Raw genomic sequence first — 15,717 nt, 5'->3', positions numbered from 1 at the left:
GAGGCAGCCAGCATGAAAACCATCCCTGCCCCACCCGCGCAGTCCCAGAGTCGCGAACTCACGGGATGCACTCAAGAAGGTAGGGCCGCATGACCCGCGACATCCGTGAGGAGCAGCGCGGCAACCCCCGCTTCGAGCGCGGCCAGGCCAAGCTGCTGGAACTCGGCGACTCCGGTGACGCGATCTTCACCGCGCTGGCCGACGTGGCCCCCGACATGGGCCGCTACGTCGCCGAGTTCGTCTTCGGTGACCTGTACGGCAGGGGCGGACTGGACGACCGGCAGCGGCAGTTGGTCACGCTGGCGCTGCTGACCGCGCTCGGGGACACCGAGCGGCAGTTCGCCTTCCACCTGAACCTCGCCCTGAACGCGGGTGTCACCCCGCAGGAGGTGGTGGACGCCCTGGTGCACGGCCTGGCCTTCGTCGGCTTCCCGCGCACCTTCAACGGCCTGAGCACCGCCAAGCGCGTGTTCGCCGAGCGCGGTCTGCTGCCGGTGGCGGACGCCCCGGCGGCCGACGCCCCGCTCGCCGAGGCCGGCTGAAGCTCCCGCCCCGTGCGCGCCCCTACCCCCCGTCGGGCACGCGCGGGGCGGGCCCCTTTCCTACGAGACAGGAGGGACCCGCCATGCGCCGCCGCCCGGCCGCGTTCTTCGACGTCGACGGCACCGTCATCAACGTCACCAGCATGTTCCGCTTCCTGGAGTTCCGGCTGGCCGCCGAGGGGCATCCGCCGTCGGCGTACCGCCACGAACGCCAGCGCCTGAAGGCGATGACAGCGGCGGGGGTGCCGCGCTCGGAGACGAACCGCGCGTACTTCGCCTCGTACGCGGGAGCGGACGTGCGGGCCGTCGCCGCGCTCGCGGAGGAATGGTTCCGGGCGGAACTGGACCGGGGCGGCTTCTACAACGACCAGGTGGTGGGGGCCCTGCGCGCCCACCGACGGGCCGGGGACCTGATCGTCCTGGTCTCGGGTTCCTTCCGGGACTGCCTGGCCCCGATCGCCCGCGACCTCGACGCGGACGTGGTCCTGTGCACGGACCCCGAGACGGCACGCGGCCGGTACACGGGCCGGGTGGCCCGCCCGATGATCGGCGAGGCGAAGGCGGAGGCGATCCACGCCCTGACCGACCGGGCCGCCCTGGACCTCACCGCCTCCACGTCCTACGGCGACCACATCTCCGACCTGCCCCTGCTCCGTACGACGGGCAGGGCGGTGGTGGTGGGCGAGGACCCGCAGATGCGCGAACAGGCCCGCCGCCACAACTGGCCCCTGTGGCCGCGTCTCTCACCCGACTCCCAGCTCGCGCACAGCCACGGGTCCTACGTTCGGGCCCATGACGGGAAGCCACGAGGATGAGGAGCTGGCGCGGACGGCGGTGGCCGCGCTGACGGAACAACTGGCCCTGACGGCGAAACCGGGCCTGCCCGACCCCTCCCACCCGGACCACCACACCCTGCGCTGGTCGGCGAAGGCCCTGTCCCCCGGCCTCGCGGCCATCGCGGCGGCGGCCCGCCGCACCGGCGAGCCGACCCCCGCGCTGCGCGCCGAACTGGGCGCGATAGCCCGCGGCACGGAGCACTCCGTGGGTCTGGCGGGCGGCGGACACCGGGGCGCGCTGTGGACGCTGGGCCTGCTGGTGGCCGCGGCGGCGATGACCCCGGCCGACGTACTGCCGACGGCGAAGCGCCTCGCCGCCCTCCCCGACCGAGGCGCCCCGCGCCGCCCGTCCCGGGGCTCCACGATGTCCGCCAAGTACGGCGCCCAGGGCGCCCGGGGCGAGGCCCGCGCGGGCTTCCCGCACATCCGCAGAGCCCTCCCGCTCCTCACGGAGTCCCCCACCGCCCGCCGAAACGCCCTCCTCACCATCATGTCCACCCTCCGAGACACAGAACTCCTGTACACGGCAGGCCCCCACGGCCTCCACCACGTCCAGGGCCGCGCGGCCGACATCCTGTCGGCGGGCGGCCCGGAAACTCCCCAGGGAGCAGCGGCTCTGGCCGTCTTGAACACCGACCTCCACGACCGGGGCTGGAGACCAAGGGGGAGCGCGACCATGCTGACGGGGGCACTGTTCGTAGCGTCGCTGCGCCGCGAAAACCCGTAGCTGCGGGCAGCCGCGCCGCTGGGGCGCCGTCCACCCAGGCCGACGGCGCCGCTGTTCCCCCGTAGCTGCGGCCGACCGCGCCGCCAAGCCCCCGTAGCAGCGGCCGACCGCGCCGCCAAACCCACATAGCTGCGGGCAGTCGTGCCGCTGGGGCGGCACGGGTGGGCGCAGCGGCACCCCGCCAGCGCCGGTGAGCGCACCCCCGCCCGCCCCGGCCCAGCGCGCCGGTGAGCGCACCCCCGCCCGCCCCAGCCCAGGGCACCGATCAAGCGGCCGGCACCAGGACCGCCTCCCGCCGCGCCGAAGCCCACCGCGCCGCCGGCCCCATCGCGTACGACGCCACCAAGGTCGCCGCCCCCAACAGCCCCCACCCCCAAGGCCCCCACTCCACCAACAGCACCGTCAGCACCAGCGGCCCCGCGGTCCGCGCCACCGTCACCCCCGTCCCGAAGAACCCCTGGTACTCCCCGACCCGATCCCCCGGCGCCAGGTCGAACGACAACTGCCAAGCCCCCGCCGACTGCCCCATCTCCCCCACGACAAGCAGCACCGCCCCCACCACCAGCACCCCCACCGCAACCCACGCCGACCCAGCGGGCCCCGACACCGCGAACACCCCGCACGCCGCGCCCATCACCCACCCCGACCGCCGCAACACCCCCACCGCGGACAGGATCCCGGTCACCCCCCGAGCCATCCGCACCTGAAACAGCATCACGGCCACGGTGTTGAGCACGAACAGCACGGACACCACCCACTCCGGTGCCGCCGTCCGCTCGGCAACCCACAACGGCAACCCCAGACTCAACAACGGCATCCGCAACAGCAGCACGGCGTTCAGCGCGGCCACGACCACATACGGCCGATCCCGCAGCACCGTCACGGACGCCCCCGCGGAACGATTCACGACCACCGGCGCCACCGAGGGCAACCGCGACAACACCCCCGCACACAGCAGAAAGCTCACCGCGTCCAGCGCGAACACCCCGAGGTACGCGCCCCGCGACCCCACATGCAGCGCCAGCCCACCCAGCCCCGCCCCGACGGCCAGCCCGGCGTTGAGCGTGGACTGCAGATGCGCCAGCAACCCGGTCCGCTCCCCGGCGGGCACCAGTCCCGCCAGCAGGGCCTGCCGAGCCGCCGCCAGCCCGGACTGCGCGGTGGCATAGACGACGGCGGCCGCCACGAACGGCCAGAACCCCCGCACAACAAGGAAGGACGCCACCGACAGCCCGGTCGCGAGTGCGAGCAGCACCGCCGTCCCCCGCGCCCCACGCCGGTCCGCGAGCCGCCCCAGCGGCACCCCCGCCAGCGACCCGACCGCCCACGCGACGGTCAGCCCGAGCCCGACCCGCGCGGGGTCGAGCCCGACGACGTAGGTGAAGTACAGCGCCGAGGTGACATAGAAGGCCCCGTCACCGACAGAGTTGGACAACTGGGCCAGAGCCAGCACGCGTTGCGGCCCCGCGGGCGGAACGAGGGAGTTCGTCATACAGACGACACTAGGAACCAACTGGACCCGTAAACAGGACCACTAACAATCGAAAACATTGGCCCAATTACGAGCCGCCGCCCGGCCGCTACCCCTCGCCCAACACCCTCCCCAACACCTCCACCGCCTCCGGATACACCCGCTCCCGAGGCGTCCCGTACCCCACGACCAGCCCTTGAGCCCGCCCCCGGCGGTCCGGGCCCCCCTCCCCATGCCAGTGCTCCCCCAGCGCCCCCACCGCAAGCCCCTCCGCCCGCGCCCGTGCCAGCACCTCCGCCTCGTCGTCGACCTCCACCAGCGCGTGCAGCCCGGCCGCGATGCCCCGCACCCCGCGCACTCCCGGCCGCCCCGCGATCCGCTCCACGAGCAGGTCCCGCCGTCGGCGGTACCGCAACCGGCTGGCCCGCACATGCCGGTCGTAGGCATGGCTGTCGATGAGCTCGGCGAGCGCCAACTGCCCCAAAGTCTCCGTGTGATGGTCGCTGTGCAGCTTGACGTCGGCGACCGCGTCCACGAGGGCGGGCGGCAGCACCATCCACCCGAGCCGCAGGGCAGGGCCGAGCGTCTTGGAGGCGGTCCCGAGATACACGACCTGCCCCGGTGCCATGCCCTGCAAGGCCCCCACGGGCTGCCGGTCGTAACGGAACTCCCCGTCGTAGTCGTCCTCGACGATCAGCGCGCCACGCGCGCGTGCCCAGTCGGTGAGCGCCCGCCGCCGTTCCGGATGGAGCGTGACCCCGGTCGGGTACTGATGCGCGGGCGTCACGACGACCGCCGCCGCGTCCCCGAGCCCGTCCGCCACGGCCCCGCGCTCGTCCACCGGCACCGGCACCACAGTCCCGCCGCCCCGCCGCACGACCTCCCGATGAAAGGGCAGCCCGGGGTCCTCCATCCCGAACACCCCGCCCTCCAGCACCCGAGTGAGCAGCGCCAGCCCCTGCACATACCCGGAGGTGACGACGATCCGCTCGGGCGGCGCGATGACCCCCCGGGCCCGCCCCAGATACCCCGACAGCGCGGTCCGCAGCTCGATCCGCCCCCGCGGATCGCCGTAGTCGTACGCCAGGGAGGGCGCCGTCGCCACGGCCCGCCGCAGCGCCCGCAGCCAGGCCGCCGCCGGAAACGCCCCCACATCGGGACTCCCGGGCCGCAGATCGAACCGCGGCGCACGCGCGTGTGCCACCGTCTCCAACACCCCAGCACCGGTGGAGGCAAGCTCGGCAACCCGCGTCCCGGACCCCTGCCGCGCGGTGAAGTACCCCTCGGCGACGAGTTGGTCGTACGCCGCTTTCACGGTGTTCCGCGAAACCCCCAGCTCCTCCGCGAGCCGCCGCGTCGCAGGCAACCGCTCCCCGGCCGCCAGCCGCCCGTCCCGCACGGCATCCCGCAAGGCCCGCTCCAGCCCGGCCCGCCGCCCCTCACCGGGGACGAGCTCCACGTGCAGGTCCACAGAACTCCCCCGCTAAGAGCGCCGTTCCTCGCGTACCGACTCCACCTCGACCCGCAGGGACGGAAGGTGCTTCTCCCACGGCACGAACACCGTTCCGGTGACGGTTGTCCCGGCATCCACCGTGCGCGTGGCCCACTCAATGGTGTCGCTGCCGTCGCTGGTGAAGCTGAACCCGACCCGGAACTCGACCGGGTCGGAGCGTCAGCCCTTCAGCCCCGCCATCCAAGCCTCGACCTCGTCCGACCGCCGAGGCAGCGCCGCCGACAGGTTCCGGTTGCCGTCCTCCGTCACGAGGATGTCGTCCTCGATCCGGACGCCGATGCCCCGGTACTCCTCCGGCACGGTGAGGTCGTCGGCCTGGAAGTACAGGCCCGGCTCGACCGTGAGGACCATGCCCGGCTCCAGCGTGCCGTCGACGTACGACTCGACCCGCGCGGCAGCGCAGTCGTGGACGTCCATGCCGAGCATGTGGCCCGTGCCGTGCAGCGTCCACCGCCGCTGGAGACCCAGCTCCAGCACCCGCTCCACGGGGCCCTCGACCAGACCCCACTCCACGAGCCGCTCGGCGAGCACCCGCTGGGAGGCGTCGTGGAAGTCCCGGTACTTGGCGCCCGGCTTCACGGCCGCGATGCCGGCCTCCTGGGCGTCGTACACCGCGTCGTAGATCTTCTTCTGGATCTCGGAGTACGTGCCGTTGACCGGCAGCGTGCGGGTGACGTCGGCCGTGTAGTACGTGTGCGTCTCCACGCCCGCGTCCAGCAGCAGCAGGTCGCCGGAGCGCACCGGGCCGTCGTTGCGCACCCAGTGCAGCGTGCAGGCGTGCGGACCGGCCGCGCAGATGGAGCCGTAGCCGACGTCGTTGCCCTCGACGCGGGCGCGCAGGAAGAACGTGCCCTCGATGTAGCGCTCGGAGGTGGCCTCGGCCTTGTCGAGGACCTTCACCACGTCCTCGAAGCCGCGCACGGTGGAGTCGACGGCCTTCTGCAGCTCGCCGATCTCGAAGTCGTCCTTCACCAGCCGCGCCTCGGAGAGGAAGACCCGCAGCTCCTCGTCCCGCTCGGCGGTGACCTTGTCGGTCAGCGCGGCCTCGATCCCGGAGTCGTAGCCGCGTACGACGCGGACCGGGCCGGTGGCCTCGCGCAGCTTGTCCGGCAGCTCGCGCACGTCGGAGGCGGGGATGCCGTACAGCGTCCCGGCCTCGGTGAGGGAATGGCGGCGGCCGACCCACAGCTCGCCCTGGCCGGAGAGCCAGAACTCGCCGTTCTCCCGGTCGGAGCGGGGCAGCAGGTAGATCGTGGCCTCGTGACCGTCGGCCACGGGCTCCAGGACCAGGACGCCGTCCTCGGTCTGGTTGCCGGTGAGGTAGGCGTACTCGACCGACGCGCGGAAGGGGTACTCCGTGTCGTTGGAGCGGGTCTTCAGGTTGCCCGCGGGGATCACCAGCCGCTCGCCGGGGAAGCGGGCGGAGAGCGCGGCGCGCCGGGCGGCGGTCTCGGCGGCCTGGGGGATCGGCTCCAGGTCGCGCAGCTCGGTGTCGGCCCAGCCGGACTTCATGTTCTCGGCCAGCTCGTCGGAGACGCCCGGGTACAGGCCGTTCTTGCGCTGCTTGATCGGCTCTTCGGACTCTTCCGGGGTCTCCGGAGTGAGCTGTTCAGCCACGGTCATCCTCCTAGATACGGCACTGGACCCCCTCCATCGTACGGTCGGGAAGATGGGGGCCCAGGGGCGAAGGACCTGTTACCGGGCTCACGTACTCCTCACTCGAAGCGGGCCGCCAGCAGCACCACGTCCTCGGAGTGGTCCGCCGCGTCCAGGCCGTCGGGGAGCACCGTGCGCAGGACGTGCTCGGCGACGGCGTCCGGGTCGTCGCGGACCGAGCGCGGAACTCCGGCCGCCGCGCTGTGCAGCCGCGCGAAGGCCCGGTCCGTGGCGTCGCCGGTACGGTGCAGCAGCCCGTCGGAGTAGAGCAGAACCGTCTCTCCGGGCTCCACCTGGAACTCCACGCTGGGCGCCTCCCAGCAGGCCAGCATGCCGAGCGGGGCGGAGACGGAGGTCTCCACGAACTCCGTGCGGCGCTCGCCGATCAGCAGCGGCGGGCAGTGCCCGGCCCCGGCGAGGGTGATCTTGCGCAGCGCGGGTTCGCAGTAGGCGAACAGGGCGGTGGCCGAGCGGGCGGGCTCGGTCAGCCGCAGCAGCAGCTCCAGGTCGGACAGGACCGCGACCGGGTCCTCGCCCTCCATCACGGCGTACGCCCTGAGCGAGGCCCGCAGCCGCCCCATCGCGGCGATCGCGCTCGGCCCCGAGCCGGTGACCGAGCCGACGGCGAGCCCGAGGGCGGCGTCCGGCAGCGGCAGCGCGTCGTACCAGTCGCCGCCGCCGAGCGGCCCGGTGCGGTGCCGGGCGGCGAGCTGGACCCCGGCGACCCGGGGCAGCCGGGACGGCAGCAGTTCCTCCGCCATGGTCGCCATGCACGCGCGCGTGCGCTCCAGCTCCAGCAGCCGGGCCAGGTGCTCGGTGGCGTGGTCGGTGTAGAGGCCGACGAGGTGCCGCTGCCGCTCGGCGGGTTCGGCGGGCTCGTCGTAGAGCCACACGGCGGCGCCGAGCCGGCCGGCGGCCTCGGTGCGCAGGGGGAGGGCGTAGCTCGCGGCGTAGCCGAGGCGGGCGGCCACCTCGCGGTGCCGGGGGTCGAGTCCGTCCTCGGCGAACAGGTCGGGCTGGGCGATCTCCCCGTCCCCGCCGGGCAGTCCGTCGAGGATCTTCCCGTACGACATGGCGCCGCGCGGCACGGTCTCGATGGTCCCGAGGTCGGCGCGGCCGAGGCCGAGGCCGACGGTGGTGTCCGGGCCCCGGCCGTCGGCGGGCTCCAGGACGACGAGTCCGCGCCGGGCGCCGACGAGGGCGGCCCCGGCGCGGAGCAGTTCCTGGAGGGCGTCGGAGAGGGAGTCGGTTCGCGCCAGTCGCTCGGTCAGCTCGTGCAGGGTGGTGAGGTCGGAGACCCAGCCGGCGAGACGGTCCTGGAGGAGGAGTCCGGGGGCGCCGGTCGCGGTGACGGCAGTGGCGACGGAGCGTTCTGCGTCTTCTGTGCTTTCTGCGCTTTCCGATGCCACGGGCGCGGGCGCGACAGTGTGTGCGGGCGAGGGAACCGTTGAATCGATTCCGGCCACTTTCGGAGGGTGAGGGGCGTTCATGGCGTCCGGCTTTCCGACCGGTGCGTATTGCTCAAAAGCATCGCAAACCCCCATGTCATTCTGCGCCGCTAGCAGTGTCTCCACATGTACACGCACTCGTAAGGGGATGTCCAGCATTGTCCTGCTGGGATTCCTGGTGTCCGTGGGTACTGAGTGGACATCTCCCCAACCCCTTGCGGAAAGGCAAAGTTGGCTTAAAACTGCCTCAGGGAACGCGTTATTGCGGTCGACTGGCCTTGCTCCACGGAGCGTCACAGCGGTCGTGATGGGTACGTACTCGGAGAAGGCCAGGGGTGGTTGACAGACACCCGGAACCTGGTGACCGGACCCGGGCGTCTTAGCCACCGACGACCGTGCCCCATCCTCCCGTGGCGGAGGCGAAGAGAAATACGCGCGACGGCAAAACGCCAGACTTCGCCACCCCACGCCACGCCCATGCTTTTGACAGACGCGGTATGGACGAGGCTGTCACGGACGCAGCCAACGCTCGGCCCATAGGGGTTCCCCTTGCGTGCAGCGGGGGTGTGATGCGCCAACAGGTACGCACAGTGAAGTGATCGACACATGATGTGATGTGGACCACGGTGTTGCCAGCGGTGCAACGGAAAGGAACGAGCGCTCATGCGCGAGATCCTCGGAAGGCGACGCAGGCTCCTGTCCCAGCGCGGCGAGGGGCGGCCTGAGTTGCTCAGCGCGGCCCTGACCTTCGCGACTCAATGGCAGTGGCCCGTACTCCCGGGTGTGACGGCGGATGCGCGGGGCCGCTGCGGCTGCCCCGACCCGGAGTGCACGGTGCCCGGTGCGCACCCCTTCGATCCCGGCCTCCTCGCGGCCACCACCGACGCCCGGATGGTGCGCTGGTGGTGGACCAACCGGCCGACCGCACCCATCGTGCTGGCCACCGGCGGCAAGGCGCCCTGTGCGGTCAGCCTGCCCGCCCTGCCGGCCGCCCACGCGCTCGCCGCACTCGACCGCAAGGGCATGCGGCTCGGACCGGTCATCGCCTCGCCCACCCGGTGGGCGCTGCTCGTGAAGCCGTACTCCATGGAGCAGTTGGGCGAGCTGCTGTACGCCAAGGACTTCGTCCCCGGCTCCCTGCGGTTCCACGGCTCGGGCGGCTATATCGCCCTGCCCCCCTCGGAGACCGGCCAGGGGGCCATCACCTGGGAGCGCGCGCCGCTGCCCGGCTCGGCCTCCCCCTGGGTGCCGGACGTGGAGGCCGTGGTGGACGCGGTGGTGGAGGCCCTCACTCGTACGGGTGTGAGCGCACCCGAGTTGTAGGGGTGTCGGGCGCGCGCCGGTCCTGGCGCGCGCCCTCGCGTCGTTATCGTCCGTCCATGAACGTCCGAATCGTCCGTCCATGAACGTCCGACTCCTCGCCCTCGCGGGCGTCGCGGTGTGCGCGGTCGCGCTGCCGCTGGCCGTGGCGTCCGCGGGACAGGTCGGCTCCGGGGGACCGGCCGCCTCCGGGCAACGGGTCGGCGAGGCCCTCCTCGGCACGGCGCCGCCCGCTGACGCGAAGGCCGCCTCCCCGTCACCGCTGCATCTCGGCCTGGGACTGGCCACCGCCGCCCGCTGCGGACCCGAACTCACCTCGCCCGAGGGCATCGAGGCGCAGACCTGTGTCCTCACCCAGGGCGAGGAGACCTGGGCGCGCACCTACTACCGCAACACCACCGGCGGGGCGCTGGAGGCGGTGCTGAGCCTGATGGGGCCCGCCGGGCGGGCGGTGCAGATGCGCTGCGCGGTGAGCGCCGAGGACGAGCCCGGCACCTGCGAGACACCCCGTGAACCGCTCCGGGGCGGGCCGCAGGCCTACACCGCGGTCGCCGAGTTCGCGGCCTCCGCCGAGGGGCCGCTGTTGCTGCGTTCCGGCAGCAACTCATCGGCGCCTACCGGGAGTTGACGTCCGACCGCGTTCCGTACAGCTCGGCGGGCATGGAAAGACCCGGTTGCTGGCGACGGGGGATGCACCAGCAACCGGGCTACTGGAACGGTAACAAGAGATCGGCCGTTAGCAAATTCGATCCGGGCTTTCCGGTCACCGATTTCCGTGTCTTGACCGGGAGTTGTGATCGGATTCACCGATTCCGGACCCCGTCCGCAGCTGACCGGTCGGTCAGCTGCGGGCGATCTTCACCCCGTGCGTCAGCTCAGCGTGACCTGGCGGTTGGTGAGCCCGCCGCGCGCGCGGCGCTCGTCCGCGGTGAGGGGCGCGTCGGACGCGAGGGCCTCCGCGAGCCGCTCGGCGAACTCCGCCGCTGGCTTCTCCACGTCCTGGGCGCCCATCTCGCGGGGCAGGTCCCAGACCGGCACGGTCAGGCCGTGGGCACGGAAGGAGCCCACCAGGCGGGTGCCCTCGCCCAGGCTGGACTTCCCGGCCGCGTGCAGCCGCGCGAGCGCGTCCAGAAGCTGCTCCTCGGGGTGCGGCATGACCCAGCGCAGGTGGTTCTTCTCCGGCGTCTCGCACCAGTACGCGGCGTCCACGCCGGTCAGCCGGACGGTCGGGATGGCGGCGGCGTTGGCCCGCTCCAGCGAGGCGGTGACCTCCGGGGTGGCGTTCTCCGCGTCCGGCACCCAGAACTCGAAGCCCGTGTGCACAACTGGCTTGAACGCGCCTTCCGGGTCGAGCAGATCCTGCAGCCGCGGACCGTCGGCCGGGGCGCGCCTGGCCTGCACCGGGGAGCCCGGCGCGGCCTCCAGGGCACGCCGCAGGGTGTCGGCGAGGTCGCGGCTGATGTCGCCGGAGGCGGTGTCGTTCTGCAGGCCCAGCAGGACCGAGCCGTCGTCGCGGCGCAGCGCGGGCCAGGCCATCGGCAGCACGGTGGCGAGGGTGACGGAGGGGACGCCCTCGGGCAGGCCGCCCTTCAGCGTCAGGGCCACGGTGGCGGCGGGCACGAGTTCGCGCAGGGCCACCCAGTCGCACTCGCCCGGCAGCCCCTCGAACGGGCGCTGCACCAGCTCGGTCACGGCCTCGGCGGCGGCCTTGCCGTGACACGCCTTGTAGCGGCGGCCACTGCCGCACGGGCACGGCTCGCGGGCGCCGACGACCGGGATCTCCCCGTCCTTGAGCTGCGGGCGCGCGCCCTTCGTCTGGGGTCGCTTCTTGGCCATGAGGGTGTCTCCCGGAAACGGCTCGTCTCGTACGGCGGGAGCCTAGCTGTTCACGCCATGGCCGACGTGACCCTGTGGACAACGCGTCCCCGGACGGTCCGCCCGGAACGGGTCAGTCGAGGTCCTCGAAGGCGTCCGCGAAGTCCAGTTCAGGGATGGTCGCGACCGCCGGTGCGGCGACGCGCGTAGCGAAATCGTGGCGCCGGTGCGCGTGCGAGTCGTGGACCACGACCCATACGGTGACCTCGCCGTGGACATCGTCGCGGACGCCCCAGTCCTCGGCCAGCGCGGTGATGATGTTGAGCCCACGGCCGCCGTGCGCGGTGACCGAGGGCGTGGCCGGAGCCGGGCGGGTGGGCCCGCCGCCGTCCGTCACCTCCACGGTGAGCCGCCCGGTGGCGTCCACCCGCCACGCGGCCCGTACGTCGCCGTCCCCGGCCAGGGCGTCGCCCAGTGGCCGGCCGTGTTTGCACGCGTTGCTCAAGAGCTCGGAAAGGATCAGTACGGCGTCGTCTATGACCGATTCCGTCACCCCGCCGCTGCGCAGTTGCTCGCGCATCCGGCGTCTCGCCTTCCCCACGCCCGCAGGGCCATGGGGTACGGCCATGCTTGACGACGTGGGCACCTCCTGTGCCACCACCAACGCCACCCCCGAGACCTCCTTCGCCCCACGCCACGGTGTGGATGCCCCATTGGCCTGTACCGGAAACCGGCCAATCCTTGTCCGGTGACGCATTCGAAACGATCGAATACGCAGCGAACGCGCCGGAGCACTCCCTGTAATTACTTGGCTGGAAATCGACGGTGTGGCCGAGATGTGGAGGATGGGGCCGGTGTGACGCCGGGGTCAAGAGGTCGTACCCGGACAGAGGGGGCCGCGCCGGTCACGATTCGGCTTTCCGCAGCTCAGCGGCCGAGCTGGTGCAGTACCGCGCGGGGCCGGTTGGTGATGATCGCGTCCACGCCCAGCTCCGCGCAGAGGTCCACGTCCTCCGGCTCGTTCACGGTCCACACGTGCACCTGCTGACCGGCCCGCTTCCACCGCTCCACGTACGCGGGATGGTTGCGCGCGATCCGGATCGACGGCCCGGCGGTGCCGACGCCCGCGGGGAGCCGTCCGTCGCGCAGCCGGGGCGAGACGAACTGCATGAGGTAGACCGTCGGCAGCGTGGGCGCGGCGGCGTGCACGCGGTGCAGCGAACGCGCCGAGAAGCTCATCACGCGGACCGGGGACTCGGCGGGCGAGGCCGGGGCGTCCAGCCCGAACCGCTTGAGCAGGTGCAGCAGCCGCTCCTCGACCTGGCCGGCCCAGCGCGTGGGGTGCTTGGTCTCCACGGCCAGCTCCACCCGGCGCCCGGCGTCCGCGACGAGCTCCAGCAGCCGTTCCAGGGTGAGTACGGACGTGGCCTCGCGGTCCTCGGGCCGGTGCTCCCAGTCGGGTTCCTCGTCCGGGCCGCGCCCGGTCTTCCAGGAGCCGAAGTCCAGTGCGGCGAGGTCGGCGAGCTCCAGCGCGGAGACGGCGCCGCGGCCGTTGGAGGTGCGGTTGACCCGGCGGTCGTGGACGCAGACGAGATGGCCGTCCGCGGTGAGCCGGACATCGCACTCCAGGGCGTCCGCCCCGTCCTCGATCGCCTTCCGGTAGGCGGCCAGGGTGTGTTCGGGCGCGTCCTCGGAGGCTCCGCGGTGGGCGACGACCTGAGGCGTGTGCTGTCGTGCGTGGGTCACCGCGTCATGGTGCCACCGAGCGGGGGTAGGCGTGTCGACGAAGACGCAAGGATGCGCCCTTTTAGTCGGACATGACCTATATAAAGAATGGCCTCGGACCCACAGCCACCGCTTATGGTGCTCTGACGTCCCGTGGGAAAAGCTGACCGCATACAAAAACCATGCACAGCTGAAGCGCACCGGGCCGTCGACACACGTGAACGGGCGTGACCGAGTGCGACCGAAAACGACAGCCGTGGATCGAGGAGAGAAGCTGTGAGCACCGAGAACGAGGGCGCCGCGGTACCCCCGGCCCCTTCCGCACCCCCCGTGCCGGTGGACGCTCCCGCTGCTCCGGAGGCCCACCCGGCACCCCCGACGGCCCCACCCGCCCACCAGTCGCACCCCGAGGCGTCCTGGCCGCCCCCGGCCCCGGCGGCGCCTTCCTACGCCCAGCAGGGCCCGGACGCCTCCGCCGCGGGAGGCGGCGGCTCGGACACGCCCACGGTCTGGGGAGCCGCGTACCAGCAGCCGGCCCCCGCGCCCGCCCCCGCGGGCCGCAAGCGGGGCGGCCTGCTGGCCGCGGTCCTGGTCGCCGCGCTGCTCGCGGGCGGCATCGGCGGCGGCATCGGCTACACCCTGGCCAAGGACGACGACACCTCCTCCACCACGGTCTCGGCCGCCGACACCGGCGGTGACATCAAGCGCGACGCGGGCACCGTCGCGGGCGTCGCCCAGCGGGCGCTGCCGAGCACGGTCACCATCGAGGCGGAGAGCAGCAGCGGGGAGGGCGGCACCGGCACCGGGTTCGTCTTCGACACCGAGGGCCACATCGTCACCAACAACCACGTGGTGGCCGAGGCGGTCGACGGCGGCAAGCTGGCGGCGACCTTCCCCGACGGCAAGAAGTACGACGCCGAGGTGGTCGGTCACGCCCAGGGCTACGACGTCGCCGTCATCAAGCTCAAGAACGCCCCCTCGGGTCTGAAGCCGCTCACCCTGGGCGACTCCGACAAGGTGGCGGTGGGCGACTCCACGATCGCCATCGGCGCCCCCTTCGGCCTGTCCAACACGGTCACCACCGGCATCATCAGCGCGAAGAACCGCCCGGTGGCCTCCAGCGACGGCACCGGCTCGAACGCCTCGTACATGAGCGCGCTCCAGACCGACGCGTCGATCAACCCGGGCAACTCCGGCGGCCCTCTGCTGGACGCCAAGGGCAACGTCATCGGCATCAACTCCGCGATCCAGTCCACCGGGAACGGCCTGGGCGGCTCCGGCCAGTCCGGCTCCATCGGCCTGGGCTTCGCCATCCCGATCAACCAGGCCAAGTACGTCGCCCAGCAGCTGATCAAGACCGGCGAGCCGGTGTACGCCAAGATCGGCGCCTCGGTCTCCCTGGAGGAGGGCACGGGCGGCGCGAAGATCAGCGAGGACGGCGCGGGCAACTCCGAGCCGGTGGAACCGGGCGGCCCCGCCGACAAGGCCGGCCTCAAGCCCGGCGACGTCATCACCAAGCTCAACGACCGCGTGATCGACTCCGGCCCCACCCTGATCGGCGAGATCTGGACCCACAAGCCGGGCGACAAGGTCAAGATCACCTACGAACGTGGCGGCGACACCCGCACGGTGGAAGTCACCCTCGGCTCCCGAGTCGGCGACAACTGACCCGCACCGCCCCGAGCCGACCCGTTACTCTTGTCCCCGCGCCGGGATCTTCCCGACGCGGGGAGGCGTGCCCGAGCGGCCGAAGGGAACGGTCTTGAAAACCGTCGTCGTGGCAACACGACCGTGGGTTCAAATCCCACCGCCTCCGCAGCGTGAGCAGTGAGAACGGCCCCTGACCAGGCCCATCGGTCGGGGGCCTTCCCCATGCCCGGCACCTGTTGGTGACCATGGTTCCCCGTGAGTCACCAGTCTGTCGGGCACGGATGGGGCACGGCTTCAGTCGCCCTAAAACCACAGATAGCTGCCTGGCGTGCTCGCGCACTGCTCAAGCAACCTTGCAAGGTCGTCCAAGGCAGCGAGCTGACGCTCATCGGTGCACCGTTGCCGTAGAGCGGGGATTTTACCGAGAGCAACGGCAGCCTCCTGCTCGTTCATCCGAGCGTCCCCGTACGGGTCTACGGAGGTCAGCCGCCCAGGCACCCCGCGTAGTTGGAGTGAGCCGATCGCATCAGCCAACGCGTCCCCGTGCCCGTACGAACTCTGCAGCAGCGTCGCTCGGGACTCGCGTTGGCCGTGCCGAGGCAGCGGCAACCAGCAAGCAGTGACGCACCTTGCACTCTGCGTACCTCAAGGAAGCCTTAAATGATCTTCACGCTGTGAAGGCGGTGTGTTTCGATTTCGTCGCGTCCTCCCTTGATCGCTGGGGAGGCGCCTGTCATGTTTCGACCATTGGGGGATTTCCATGCGCACCAAGACCAGTGCTGCAGTCATAGCCTGTGCCATCGCGGCAGGTTCCGTCATGTTCAGCGCGCCGGCCGCCTCAGCCGCAGCCGCCTGTGACTCCTCCGGCCACACCGCTCCGGGGCTGCCCATCGAGCGTTGCACCAAGCTGTCCAACGGGATTGAAGTGCCCCGGGTTTCGTGGAGTCCGGTGGTCTTGTTTCAGGCGGACTGCGGGGGTTGCTCCAGTCTTCGCCAGTAGTCGCGTTCGTACTC

At 72.0% G+C, this 15,717-nt stretch carries 13 protein-coding genes and 1 tRNA gene; 7 read left to right on the top strand and 7 right to left on the bottom strand.

Translation table 11 applies throughout. From position 1 onward, the window contains the following. Window positions 1-89: 89 nt before the first annotated feature. From ACZ7L7_RS36985 to ACZ7L7_RS36975, 3 genes are all read left to right on the top strand, one after another. Window positions 90-542: a carboxymuconolactone decarboxylase family protein gene (locus ACZ7L7_RS36985; RefSeq protein WP_285516442.1), complete on the top strand. Its 453-nt coding sequence runs from the start codon at window positions 90-92 to the stop codon at window positions 540-542. An 83-nt stretch (window positions 543-625) separates the two neighbouring features. Then, window positions 626-1,357, top strand: a complete 732-nt coding sequence (locus tag ACZ7L7_RS36980; RefSeq protein ID WP_471432738.1) for an HAD family hydrolase — start codon at window positions 626-628, stop codon at window positions 1,355-1,357. Continuing rightward, on the top strand, window positions 1,335-2,105 hold the full coding sequence (locus tag ACZ7L7_RS36975; RefSeq protein WP_472078009.1) for a triphosphoribosyl-dephospho-CoA synthase: 771 nt from the start codon (window positions 1,335-1,337) through the stop codon (window positions 2,103-2,105). The genes ACZ7L7_RS36980 and ACZ7L7_RS36975 overlap by 23 nt, the downstream gene beginning before the upstream one ends. A gap of 265 nt (window positions 2,106-2,370) precedes the next feature. On the opposite strand, the gene ACZ7L7_RS36970 is transcribed toward ACZ7L7_RS36975, so the two are convergent. The 4 genes from ACZ7L7_RS36970 to ACZ7L7_RS36955 form a co-directional block, all read right to left on the bottom strand. Then, window positions 2,371-3,597 (bottom strand): MFS transporter, encoded by a 1,227-nt coding sequence (locus ACZ7L7_RS36970; protein ID WP_471432734.1) that lies wholly within the window; start codon window positions 3,595-3,597, stop codon window positions 2,371-2,373. A gap of 88 nt (window positions 3,598-3,685) precedes the next feature. Beyond that, the gene (gene pdxR, locus ACZ7L7_RS36965; RefSeq protein WP_472078008.1) at window positions 3,686-5,047 is read right to left on the bottom strand and encodes a MocR-like pyridoxine biosynthesis transcription factor PdxR; all 1,362 of its coding nucleotides are present in this window, start codon (window positions 5,045-5,047) and stop codon (window positions 3,686-3,688) included. A 201-nt stretch (window positions 5,048-5,248) separates the two neighbouring features. After that, window positions 5,249-6,712, bottom strand: coding sequence for an aminopeptidase P family protein (locus ACZ7L7_RS36960; RefSeq protein ID WP_453606193.1), 1,464 nt, complete (start codon window positions 6,710-6,712; stop codon window positions 5,249-5,251). A 92-nt stretch (window positions 6,713-6,804) separates the two neighbouring features. Beyond that, window positions 6,805-8,352: a PP2C family protein-serine/threonine phosphatase gene (locus ACZ7L7_RS36955; RefSeq protein WP_285516448.1), complete on the bottom strand. Its 1,548-nt coding sequence runs from the start codon at window positions 8,350-8,352 to the stop codon at window positions 6,805-6,807. A gap of 504 nt (window positions 8,353-8,856) precedes the next feature. Here ACZ7L7_RS36955 and ACZ7L7_RS36950 point away from each other — a divergent pair. Together ACZ7L7_RS36950 and ACZ7L7_RS36945 are read left to right on the top strand one after the other, a co-directional pair. Next, window positions 8,857-9,516 (top strand): bifunctional DNA primase/polymerase, encoded by a 660-nt coding sequence (locus tag ACZ7L7_RS36950; protein ID WP_093724838.1) that lies wholly within the window; start codon window positions 8,857-8,859, stop codon window positions 9,514-9,516. Between the two features lie 79 nt (window positions 9,517-9,595). After that, a complete protein-coding gene (locus ACZ7L7_RS36945) occupies window positions 9,596-10,141 on the top strand; it encodes a hypothetical protein (RefSeq protein ID WP_285516449.1) in 546 nt (181 codons plus the stop codon). A 242-nt stretch (window positions 10,142-10,383) separates the two neighbouring features. Here the strand turns inward: ACZ7L7_RS36945 and ACZ7L7_RS36940 are convergent, their stop codons facing one another. The 3 genes from ACZ7L7_RS36940 to ACZ7L7_RS36930 form a co-directional block, all read right to left on the bottom strand. After that, complete coding sequence (locus ACZ7L7_RS36940) at window positions 10,384-11,349, bottom strand: DUF5926 family protein (RefSeq protein WP_285516450.1); 966 nt, start codon at window positions 11,347-11,349, stop codon at window positions 10,384-10,386. Between the two features lie 112 nt (window positions 11,350-11,461). Next, complete coding sequence (locus tag ACZ7L7_RS36935; RefSeq protein ID WP_285516451.1) at window positions 11,462-12,085, bottom strand: ATP-binding protein; 624 nt, start codon at window positions 12,083-12,085, stop codon at window positions 11,462-11,464. A gap of 170 nt (window positions 12,086-12,255) precedes the next feature. Further along, window positions 12,256-13,074 (bottom strand): glycerophosphodiester phosphodiesterase, encoded by an 819-nt coding sequence (locus ACZ7L7_RS36930; protein WP_472078005.1) that lies wholly within the window; start codon window positions 13,072-13,074, stop codon window positions 12,256-12,258. Between the two features lie 255 nt (window positions 13,075-13,329). On the opposite strand from ACZ7L7_RS36930, the gene ACZ7L7_RS36925 reads away from it, so the two are divergent. Further along, window positions 13,330-14,721, top strand: coding sequence for a S1C family serine protease (locus ACZ7L7_RS36925; protein ID WP_453606188.1), 1,392 nt, complete (start codon window positions 13,330-13,332; stop codon window positions 14,719-14,721). Between the two features lie 61 nt (window positions 14,722-14,782). After that, window positions 14,783-14,869: transfer RNA gene (locus tag ACZ7L7_RS36920), tRNA-Ser, on the top strand. Window positions 14,870-15,717 lie beyond the last annotated feature (848 nt).

It is taken from the genome of Streptomyces sp. NPDC110618 (assembly GCF_055657065.1).
This window is presented reverse-complemented; position numbering and strand designations above follow the sequence as displayed.

Excerpts from the sequence above, each read along its gene's own strand:
- ACZ7L7_RS36985 (WP_285516442.1), top strand. The coding sequence starts at position 90 with ATGACCCGCGACATCCGTGAGGAGCAGCGCGGCAACCCCCGCTTCGAG.
- ACZ7L7_RS36980 (WP_471432738.1), top strand. The coding sequence starts at position 626 with ATGCGCCGCCGCCCGGCCGCGTTCTTCGACGTCGACGGCACCGTCATC.
- ACZ7L7_RS36975 (WP_472078009.1), top strand. The coding sequence starts at position 1,335 with ATGACGGGAAGCCACGAGGATGAGGAGCTGGCGCGGACGGCGGTGGCC.
- ACZ7L7_RS36970 (WP_471432734.1), bottom strand. The coding sequence starts at position 3,597 with ATGACGAACTCCCTCGTTCCGCCCGCGGGGCCGCAACGCGTGCTGGCT.
- ACZ7L7_RS36960 (WP_453606193.1), bottom strand. The coding sequence starts at position 6,712 with ATGACCGTGGCTGAACAGCTCACTCCGGAGACCCCGGAAGAGTCCGAA.
- ACZ7L7_RS36955 (WP_285516448.1), bottom strand. The coding sequence starts at position 8,352 with ATGCTGGACATCCCCTTACGAGTGCGTGTACATGTGGAGACACTGCTA.
- ACZ7L7_RS36950 (WP_093724838.1), top strand. The coding sequence starts at position 8,857 with ATGCGCGAGATCCTCGGAAGGCGACGCAGGCTCCTGTCCCAGCGCGGC.
- ACZ7L7_RS36945 (WP_285516449.1), top strand. The coding sequence starts at position 9,596 with ATGAACGTCCGACTCCTCGCCCTCGCGGGCGTCGCGGTGTGCGCGGTC.
- ACZ7L7_RS36940 (WP_285516450.1), bottom strand. The coding sequence starts at position 11,349 with ATGGCCAAGAAGCGACCCCAGACGAAGGGCGCGCGCCCGCAGCTCAAG.
- ACZ7L7_RS36935 (WP_285516451.1), bottom strand. The coding sequence starts at position 12,085 with ATGCGTCACCGGACAAGGATTGGCCGGTTTCCGGTACAGGCCAATGGG.